Raw genomic sequence first — 2,265 nt, forward strand, 5'->3', positions numbered from 1 at the left:
GCCCGAGACCGGCGCGTCGAGATAGTCGCAGCCTAGATCGTTGATTTTCCTGGCAAAAATCTTGGTCTCGATCGGTGAGATCGAGCTCATGTCGATGACCAGCTTGCCTTTGGTCAGACCGGACGCGACGCCGTTCTCGTGAAACAGCACATCGGCGACCTGCGGTGTGTCGGGCACCATCAGAATGATGATGTCGGCGGCCTTCGCCACGGCAGCATGGCCGGTGACTGACGTTAGGCCCTTGGCGACGAGATCGGCTGAGAGTTGCGATCGATGGTCGCTGGCTATGATCCTGTAGCCCGCGTCCAACAGGTGCCCCGCCATCGGTGCGCCCATGATGCCGAGGCCGATGAAGCCGATGGTTTCCATTTTGGTTCTCCAGTTGCTTGTGTGAAACGCCCCCTCATCCGGCCGCTAGCGCGGCCATCTTCCCCCGAGGGGAGAAGAGAAGCCGACGTTGGTGCCTGTCTCTTCTCCCCACCGGGGAGAAGGTGGCCCGAAGGGCCGGATGAGGGGGCGCGGCGTTGGCTAGGCCGCAGCACTTCCCTGCCCGGCTAATGCTTGAAACCACCCCAGCCCAGCCTCCGTCCCGGCCTTCGGCTTGTATTCCGCCCCGATCCACCCGGAATAGCCGATGCGGTCGATGTGCTCGTACAGGAAGGGAAAATTGATCTCGCCCGTCCCCGGCTCGTGACGGCCTGGATTGTCCGCAAGCTGGATATGCGCGATGCGGTCGAGGTTTACCTCGATGGTACGGGCGAGATCCCCCTCCATGATCTGCATGTGATAGATGTCGTATTGCAGGAACAGGTTCTTCGACCCGACACGGTCGATAAGCGCCAACGCCTGATCGGTATAATTGAGAAAAAAGCCCGGGATATCGCGCGTGTTGATCGGCTCGATCAGCAGCCTGATGCCGGCCTGCTCCAGCTTTTCCGCCGCGAAGGCAAGGTTTTCGGCAAAGACGTCCTCCAGCACCTTGCGGTCGGCGCCGGTGGGCACGATGCCGGCTAGGCAATTGACCTGCTGGCAGCCGAGCGCCTGCGCGTAGGTGATCGCCTTGGCGATGCCCTGGCGGAATTCCGGCACGCGGTCCGGCAGCACGGCAATGCCGCGTTCGCCCTTGCCCCAGTCGCCGGCCGGCAGGTTGAACAGCACCTGGGTCAGGCCGTTCTTCTTCAGCCGGGCGGCGACGACATCGGGCGCATGGTCATAGGGGCCGATATATTCGACGCCCTTGAAGCCGGCGCGGGCGGCGGCATCGAAACGGTCGAGGAACTCATGCTCGCCAAAGAGCATCGAAAGATTGGCTGAAAAACGCGGCATTCTTTTTCTCCTTTTCTCCGCCAAGCCTAATCCAGCATGACGATCGACGTCGGCGCATCTTCGTGGCTCTCGGCAAGCTCCTCGAATTCGGTGATCTTGTCGATCTCGGTGCCCATCGAGATGTTGGTGACGCGTTCGAGGATGAATTCGAGGACAACCGGAACCCGGTGTTCTTTCATCAACCGCTGCGCCTCCTTGAAGGCACCGGCGAACTCTTCCGGCTTGCGCACCCTGACCGCCTTGCAGCCCATCGCCTCGGCGACGGCAACATGGTCGACGCCATAGCCGGCCTCGGGATCGCCTGCCCGGTTGATGTTCTCGAAGGCAAGGTCGACCTCGAAGTCCATCGAGAAACCCCGCTGCGCCTGGCGGATCAAGCCGAGATAGGCGTTGTTCACGACGACATGGAGATAGGGCAGCTTGTGCTGTGCACCGACCGCCAGTTCCTCGATCATGAACTGGAAATCATAGTCGCCCGACAGCGCCACGATGGTGCGGTCGGGATCGGCGGCGCGCACGCCAAGGGCAGCCGGCAAGGTCCAGCCGAGCGGGCCGGCCTGGCCGCAATTGATCCAGTTGCGCGGCTTGTAGACATGCAGGAACTGCGCCCCGGCGATCTGCGACAGGCCGATCGTGGTGACATAGGTGACGTCGCGGCCGAACGCCTTGTTCATCTCCTCATAGACACGCTGCGGCTTCAGCGGCACCTGGTCGAAATGCGTCTTGCGCTTCATCGTCTTCTTGCGAGCCTGGCATTCCTTCGCCCAGCCGGACCAGTCGCGCAGTCTGCCTGCCGTCTTCCACTCGGTGGCGACGTCGAGCAGCATCTTCAGCGCAGCACCAGCATCCGAAACGACGCCGAGATCCGGCGCGAAGACACGGCCGATCTGCGTCGGCTCGATGTCGACATGGATGAATTTTTTGCCCTTGGTATAGACA

The 2,265-nt window shown here is 61.9% G+C and carries 3 protein-coding genes; all 3 read right to left on the reverse strand.

Features of this window, described 5'->3' with window-relative positions:
* A partial coding sequence (locus EN994_RS27980) for an NAD(P)-dependent oxidoreductase (RefSeq protein WP_164746260.1) occupies nt 1-369 on the reverse strand: 369 nt, incomplete at its 3' end.
* A gap of 159 nt (nt 370-528) precedes the next feature.
* Complete coding sequence (gene otnI / locus EN994_RS27985; protein WP_063168077.1) at nt 529-1,326, reverse strand: 2-oxo-tetronate isomerase; 798 nt, start codon at nt 1,324-1,326, stop codon at nt 529-531.
* A gap of 26 nt (nt 1,327-1,352) precedes the next feature.
* Nucleotides 1,353-2,265 (reverse strand): thiamine pyrophosphate-dependent enzyme (locus EN994_RS27990; RefSeq protein WP_245466102.1); only part of this gene is annotated, 913 nt, incomplete at its 5' end.

This window comes from Mesorhizobium sp. M7A.F.Ca.CA.002.09.1.1, from assembly GCF_003998555.1.
Lineage (GTDB): Bacteria > Pseudomonadota > Alphaproteobacteria > Rhizobiales > Rhizobiaceae > Mesorhizobium > Mesorhizobium ciceri.